Annotated in this window: 4 protein-coding genes and 1 pseudogene; 3 read left to right on the top strand and 2 right to left on the bottom strand. The window is 68.8% G+C overall.

Features of this window, described 5'->3' with window-relative positions; translation table 11 throughout:
- The 3 genes and pseudogenes from ACRDUX_RS25330 to ACRDUX_RS25320 form a co-directional block, all read left to right on the top strand.
- A pseudogene (locus ACRDUX_RS25330) lies at positions 1-85 on the top strand (TetR/AcrR family transcriptional regulator); the annotation flags it as partial.
- Positions 86-149: 64 nt separating this feature from the next.
- Entirely contained in the window at positions 150-3782 is a 3633-nt protein-coding gene (gene mfd / locus ACRDUX_RS25325; RefSeq protein WP_526417689.1) for a transcription-repair coupling factor, read from the top strand.
- Between the two features lie 19 nt (positions 3783-3801).
- A complete protein-coding gene (locus ACRDUX_RS25320) occupies positions 3802-4932 on the top strand; it encodes a nucleoside triphosphate pyrophosphohydrolase (RefSeq protein ID WP_526417687.1) in 1131 nt (376 codons plus the stop codon).
- Here the strand turns inward: ACRDUX_RS25320 and efeB are convergent.
- Both efeB and ACRDUX_RS25310 read right to left on the bottom strand, forming a co-directional pair.
- Positions 4905-6236 (bottom strand): iron uptake transporter deferrochelatase/peroxidase subunit, encoded by a 1332-nt coding sequence (efeB, locus tag ACRDUX_RS25315; protein ID WP_526417685.1) that lies wholly within the window; start codon positions 6234-6236, stop codon positions 4905-4907. The genes ACRDUX_RS25320 and efeB overlap by 28 nt on opposite strands.
- 2 nt (positions 6237-6238) lie before the next feature.
- Positions 6239-6836 (bottom strand): EfeM/EfeO family lipoprotein (locus tag ACRDUX_RS25310; RefSeq protein ID WP_526417683.1); only part of this gene is annotated, 598 nt, incomplete at its 5' end.

Here is a 6836-nt window from a genome sequence, read left to right as displayed (position 1 = left end):
GGTGGTGGCCGCGCACCTCGTCAACCTGATGTGGAACGGGCTGACCCACCTCGAGGCCGACCCGGAGCTGCACGACCAGCAGTGAGCGTCGTGGCCCCTATTCAGCACGGCCGCAAGGCCCTTCGGTGGGCGACTAGGATGGACCCACAATGAATGCATCGGGGCACCCCCATGTCCAGACCCCGATGGCGGGTCTGGTCGGTTTCGCACTGTCCGATCCAGGGCTGGCGGACCTCACCAGGCGTGCCGCCGACGGCGTGCCCCAGATGGCGCTGCAGGGTCCGGCCAGCGCGCGGCTGTTCGTCGCCGCCGCGCTCGCGCAGGCGGGCCCGCTGCTCGTCGTCACTGCCACCGGCCGGGAGGCCGACGACCTGACCGCGGAACTACGCGCCGTGCTTGGTGACGTGGTCACCATGTTCCCGTCGTGGGAGACGTTGCCGCACGAGCGGCTGTCGCCGGGAGTGGAGACGGTCGGCGCCAGGATGATGGTGCTGCGCAGGCTGAACAACCCCGACGACGACAGGTTCGGGGTGCCCCTTCGGGTCGTCGTGACCACCGCGCGCTCGCTGCTGCAGCCGATGGCGCCGGACCTCGCCGACATCGAGCCGGTCATCCTCACCGTGGGCCAGGAGGCCGGTTTCGATGGCGTCCTCGCGCGCCTCGTCGACCTCGCGTACACCCGCGTCGACATGGTCGGCAAGCGCGGCGAGTTCGCGGTGCGCGGCGGCATCCTCGACGTGTTCGCGCCGACGGCCGAGCACCCGGTGCGCATCGAGTTCTGGGGTGACGAGGTCTCCGAGATGCGGATGTTCGCCGTCGCCGATCAGCGCTCGATCCCGGAGCTGGCTATCGACACCCTGATCGCCGTGCCGTGCCGGGAACTGCTGCTGACCGACGACGTCCGCCAGCGGGCGGCCGCGCTGGCCGAGGGGCAGCCCCACGATGAGAACCGCGTCGGCGACACCGTCGGGGAGATGCTGGCCAAGCTGGCCGACGGCATCCCCGTCGACGGCATGGAGGCCCTGCTCCCGGTACTGCGGCCGACCGAGCTGACGCTGTTGACCGACCATCTGCCCGCCGGTGCCCCCGTGCTGATCTGCGACCCGGAGAAGGTGCGCACCCGGGCGGGTGACCTGGTCAAGACGGGACGCGAGTTCCTCGAGGCGTCGTGGTCGGTGGCCGCGATGGGGGCCGACGCGCCGATCGACCTCGAACAGCTCGGTGGGTCGGGTTTCCGCGACCTCGCCGACGTCCGGTCCGGCGCCGCCGACGGCGGGCACCCGTGGTGGACCTTGAGCCAGCTCGGCGACCCCGCGGCCATCGAACTGGACATCCGCCCCGCCCCGTCCGCGCGGGGCCAGCAGAACAACCTCGACGAGATCTTCGCGATGCTGCGGGCACACGTGAACACCGGTGGATTTGCGGCGATCGTGACGCCTGGCGCGGGCACCGCGCACCGCGTCGTCGAGCAGCTGGGCGAATCCGACGTTCCGGCAACGATGTTGGAGCCAGGTGCCGCGCCGGCCGCCGGTGTCGTCGGCGTGCTCAAGGGCCCGCTGCACGACGGCGTGGTCTTGCCGGGGGCGAAGCTCGTCCTGATCACCGAGTCGGACCTGACCGGCAACCGCGCGGCCGCCACCGAGGGCAAGCGTCTGGCCGCCAAGCGCCGCAACGTCGTCGACCCGCTGGCGTTGACGGCCGGTGACCTCGTCGTGCACGACCAGCACGGGATCGGCCGGTTCGTCGAGATGGTGGAGCGCACCATCGGCGGCGCGCGGCGCGAGTACCTGGTGCTGGAGTACGCGTCGGCCAAGCGGGGCGGCGGGTCCGACAAACTCTTCGTGCCGATGGACTCGCTGGATCAGCTGTCGCGCTACGTCGGCGGGCAGGAGCCGAACCTCAGCAGGCTCGGCGGCAGTGACTGGACCAACACCAAGACGAAGGCCCGCAAGGCCGTCCGCGAGATCGCGGGTGAGCTGGTGGCGCTGTACGCCAAGCGTCAGGCGGCTCCCGGCTTCGCGTTCGGGCCCGACACCCCGTGGCAGGCGGAGATGGAGGACGCGTTCGGGTTCACCGAGACCGTCGATCAGCTGACCGCCATCACCGAGGTCAAGTCGGACATGGAGAAGCCCATGCCGATGGACAGGGTGATCTGCGGTGACGTGGGATACGGCAAGACCGAGATCGCGGTGCGGGCGGCCTTCAAGGCGGTGCAGGCGGGCAAGCAGGTCGCCATTCTGGTGCCCACCACGCTGCTCGCCGATCAACACCTCCAGACGTTCGGCCAGCGCATGGCGGGGTTCCCGGTGACGGTCAAAGGGCTGTCGCGGTTCACCGACCCTGCGGACTCCCGCAAGGCGCTCGAGGGCATGAAGGACGGTTCGGTCGACATCGTCATCGGCACGCACCGGCTGCTGCAGACCGGCGTGACGTGGAAGGACCTCGGCCTCGTCGTGGTCGACGAGGAGCAGCGGTTCGGTGTCGAGCACAAGGAGCACATCAAGTCGATGCGCACCCACGTCGACGTGCTGACGATGAGTGCAACGCCCATCCCGCGGACCCTGGAGATGAGCCTGGCGGGCATCCGGGAGATGTCGACGATCCTCACGCCGCCCGAGGAGCGGTTCCCGGTGCTCACCTACGTCGGCCCGCACGACGAGAAGCAGGTGGCCGCGGCGCTGCGCCGCGAGCTGCTGCGCGACGGACAGGCCTTCTACATCCACAACCGGGTCCGCACCATCGATGCCGCCGCCGCCAAGGTCAGGGAGCTGGTGCCAGAGGCCAGGGTCGTCGTGGCGCACGGCCAGATGGCGGAGGAGGTGTTGGAACGCACAGTCGAGGGGTTCTGGAACCGCGAGTACGACATCCTGGTGTGCACCACGATCGTCGAGACCGGACTGGACATCTCGAATGCCAACACCCTCATCGTCGAGCGCGCCGACACGTTCGGCCTTTCGCAGCTACATCAGTTGCGGGGCCGCGTCGGCCGCAGCCGCGAACGTGGCTACGCGTACTTCCTTTACCCGCCCGAGGTGCCGCTGACGGAGACGGCGTACGACCGGCTCGCGACCATCGCGCAGAACAACGAGCTCGGCGCGGGCATGGCGGTCGCGATGAAGGATCTCGAGATCCGCGGCGCCGGAAACGTGCTCGGCGCCGAGCAGTCCGGCCACGTCGCGGGGGTTGGCTTCGACCTGTACGTGCGCCTGGTGGGTGAGGCGGTCGAGGCCTACCGGGCAGTGGTCGACGGCAAAACCGTTGCGGCCGTCGAGGAACCCAAGGACGTGCGCATCGATCTGCCGGTCGACGCACACCTGCCGCCGGAGTACATCGGCAGCGACAGGCTGCGGTTGGAGGGCTACCGACGGCTGGCCGCGGCATCGGACGACGGTGCCGTGAGCTCGGTCGTTGACGAGCTCGTCGACCGGTACGGGCCATTGCCGGAGCCTGCGCTGCGCCTGGTGGCAGTCGCCCGCCTTCGCCTGCTGTGCCGCGAGTACGGGGTCACCGAGGTGACGGCGGCGTCGGCGTCCTCGATCCGGGTCACTCCGCTGACGTTGCTCGACTCCCAGCAACTTCGGCTCAAGCGGATGTATCCCTCGGCGACCTATCGGGCGACCACGTCGACCATCACCATTCCGATCCCGCGGGTCACCGGCGGCGTCGGGGCGCCGCGGGTGCGCGACGCCGAACTACTGCGCGTGGTGGCTGGTTTGCTGCTGGCGCTGGATGGTAAACCTCAATCAGATGTTGATATAACCAACGTCGGAGGTAGCGCATGACTGAGTGGCGACAATCGCGATGACCGTCGTTCTGGTGGATCCACGCCGCCCTTCGCTGGTGCCCGTGGAGGCCATCGCGCTGCTCGTCGGCGACGTGCAGTACACCGAGGAGATGCCCGTCAAGGTGCCGTGGTCGCTGCCCGCGTCACGGCCCGCGTACACGGGTGAGGACGCCCCGGTGCTGTTGTCGTCGGACCCGAACCACCCGATGGTGAAGGCGCGACTGGCCGCGGGCGCGACGTTGATCTCCGTGCCTGCCCCGCGTCCCGGTGAGCGACTGATCGACGCGGTCGCGATCATGGACACGCTGCGGACCTCGGGGCCGTGGGAGGGCGAGCAGACTCACGATTCGCTTCGGCGGTATCTGCTCGAGGAGACCTACGAGCTGTTCGACGCGGTCCGAGGCGGCAACTCCGACGAGGTGCGCGAAGAGCTCGGAGACGTGTTGCTACAGGTGCTGTTTCACGCGCGCATCGCCGAGGATGCGCTGGAGCTACCGTTCGACATCGACGACGTGGCGGACGCGCTGGTGCGCAAGCTCGGCAACCGGGTCCCGGCCGTCCTTGCCGGCGAAGCGATTTCGCTCGAGGAGCAGCTGGCCCAGTGGGAGGAGCGCAAGGCCACCGAGAGCTCGGTGAAGGCGCGCGTCTCCACTGTCGAGGACGTGCCGACCGCCCAGCCCGCATTGGCGCTGACGCAGAAGGTCTACGAACGCGTCACTGCGGCGGGGCTGCCAGCTGACCTGATCCCAGAGAGCCTGCTGACCATCGGGGTTGCGCTCGGCGGTGACGCCGAGAACGGTTTGCGCACACGGACCTTGGAGTTCATGGACACCGTTCGCAAGGTCGAGCAGAACATCATCGCCAGCCGTCGGAACCCCGAGGTTCCGCAGGAGTTCGACTCCGCCCCGCTCGGCGTGGTGACCGAGGACGAGTGGCGCGCGCACTGGCCGACCGATGAGCGGTGCGACGAGAAGCCCGATGTCGACGAGGACCCAGCCGAGCCGGTTGAGGCCGATGACGATGAGGCTCTGGAAGCCGTTGTCGAGGAGCCCGATCCGCAGTCCGAAGGCGTCGACGAGGCGGCTGATGAGCTGGACGTCGTCGATGAGGACAGCGTCGATCAGGACAGCAGCGTCGAACCCCAGTAGGCCGACGGGTCGCCGTCGCGCAATCCCGGCGGGCACGCGAACAATGCCGTGCCCGTGTGGGTGATGTACTCGTTGAGCGCATCGCGCCGCGACAGCTCCATCTGCATCGGGATGAACTGCGTGACGGGATTGCGGACGAAGGCGATGAAGAACAGCCCGGCGTCGAGGTGGCCGAAACCGTCACTGCCGTCGGTGAAGTTGTAGCCACGGCGCAGGATTTCGATGCCGCCGAGATTCTCGGCGGAGGCGAGCCGGACGTGGGCGTCCACGTCGATCAGTGGCGTGCCCTTGGAGCTCTTGGTGGTGAAGTCGAGGGCGTCGAACTCGTCGGCGTACCCGATCGGTGCGCCGGTGCCCTTCAGGCGTCCGATGACCCGCTCCTGCTCCAGGAGCGTGGTGTGGTCCCAGTTCTCGATGCGCATCCGGATGCGGCGGGTCACCAGGTAGGTGCCGCCCGTCAGCCACGCCGGGCCGTCGCCGTCGGCCACCCAGACGTGGTCGTTGAGGGCGCCGGTGTCCTCGGCCTTGAGATTGCTGGTTCCGTCCTTGAACCCGAACAGGTTTCGTGGTGTCGACTGTCCGCGTGTGGTCGAGGAGGTGCGGCCGAAGCCGAGCTGGGAGTAGCGCACGGCGGCGGTGCCGAACGCGACGCGGGCGAGGTTGCGGATGGCGTGCACGGCGACCTGCGGATCGTTGGCGCAGGCCTGCACGCAGATGTCACCGTGGCTCCTGCCCGGGTCCATCGTCTCGCCTGCGAACTTGGGCAGGTCGATCAGTGCCTCGGGGCGCTTGTCGGCGATGCCGAACCGGTCCTTGCCGTCCTCGAGGAAGAACGACGGGCCGAAGCCGATGGTCAGGGTCAGCTGGGAGGCGGGCAGGCCGAGAGCCTCGCCGGTGTCCGCCGGTGGCGCATACGGATTGAGCCCGACGGCGCCGTCCTTGACGGCCTCTTCGGCGAGCGTCATCCGCTCGGCCATGTCGGTCCACTGCTTCAACATGGCCACGACCTCGTCGCGGTCGTCGGTGGTGATGTCGAAGGAGCAGAAGTGCATCCGGTCCTGAGCCGCGGTGATGATGCCGGCCTGGCGCTCCCCGCGGAACGGAACCGCACTCTGCAGCTCGACGTCCGAGGAACTCGCGGCCGAGGCCCGGCCGGCCAGCGCACCCGCACTGGCCGCGCCGACCACGGCCGCCGTCACCCCCGCCGCACCGAACAGCTTGCGGCGCGTGAGTCCTGCACGCGCCGAGTCCGATTCGGCGGGGGTTCCTTCCGGCACTAGACCGGGATCGTTACTGTCCGGCATCGCTACTGACCTGCAATGACACCCTGCACCTGGCTGACCTCCTTGCTCAATGCGTCGATCGAGCGCGAGAGCTCTTGGCGCTGCGGCTCGGTGACCGTGTCGTACAGGACGAACCCGTCACCGCTGCGGTACTTCGCCAACTCGGCTTCGGACTCCGCGAAGCGCTGGTCGACCTTCTTGCCGAGGTCGGGGTTGCGCTCGTCGAGGATCGGCCGGACCGAGGCCACCGCGGTCTGCGAACCCTGCAGGTTGGCCTCGAAGTCCCACAGGTCGGCGTGGCTGAAGATGTCCTCTTCACCGCTGATCTTGCTCGACGCGATCTCGTCGAGCAGACCCTGTGCGCCACCGGCGATCTGGGTGGAGTCGATGGTGAAGTCGGGCGCCTTGACGCCGTCGTTGAGTTCCTTGACGTCCGCGGCCAGCTGGTCGGCGAGCGCGTTGGCGTCGGGCTGCAGGCCCGTCACCCACAGCTGCTTCTCCAGTGCGTGGAAACCGGTCCACTTCTGGCCGGGCTCGAGGTCTGCCTCGCGGAGGTCGATGCGCGGGTCGAGGTCGTTGGGGGAGGACTCCGCGACCGGCTCGATGCGCTCGTAGTAGGTG

This window comes from Mycobacterium sp. (assembly GCF_050701675.1).
Lineage (GTDB): Bacteria > Actinomycetota > Actinomycetes > Mycobacteriales > Mycobacteriaceae > Mycobacterium.
The sequence above is the reverse complement of the archived record's forward strand: the minus strand, read 5'-3'. Positions and strand labels throughout refer to the sequence as shown.

Coding starts and splice junctions, on each gene's coding strand:
- mfd (WP_526417689.1), top strand. CDS start 150: ATGAATGCATCGGGGCACCCCCATGTCCAGACCCCGATGGCGGGTCTG.
- ACRDUX_RS25320 (WP_526417687.1), top strand. CDS start 3,802: ATGACCGTCGTTCTGGTGGATCCACGCCGCCCTTCGCTGGTGCCCGTG.
- efeB (WP_526417685.1), bottom strand. CDS start 6,236: ATGCCGGACAGTAACGATCCCGGTCTAGTGCCGGAAGGAACCCCCGCC.